Source organism: Citrobacter sp. TBCS-14 (assembly GCF_005280805.1).
GTDB lineage: Bacteria > Pseudomonadota > Gammaproteobacteria > Enterobacterales > Enterobacteriaceae > Citrobacter > Citrobacter gillenii.
In genome coordinates this window covers 1-216 of the sequence record NZ_SZWM01000174.1, presented here as the reverse complement: position 1 = coordinate 216, position 216 = coordinate 1, and the positions used below count along the sequence as shown (strand labels likewise).

The 216-nt window shown below is 57.9% G+C and carries 1 pseudogene; it reads left to right on the top strand.

Annotated features, from left to right (window positions below):
- Positions 1 to 216, top strand: a pseudogene (locus FDX22_RS08615) (glutamate 5-kinase); the annotation flags it as partial.

Here is a 216-nt window from a genome sequence, read left to right as displayed (position 1 = left end):
GGGCAGATGCTGCTAACGCGTGCGGATATGGAAGACAGAGAGCGCTTCCTCAACGCCCGCGATACGCTGCGCGCGCTGCTGGATAACAACATTGTTCCGGTCATCAATGAGAACGATGCGGTGGCGACCGCTGAAATTAAAGTCGGTGACAACGACAATCTTTCGGCGCTGGCGGCGATCCTTGCCGGAGCCGATAAGCTGCTGCTGCTGACCGAT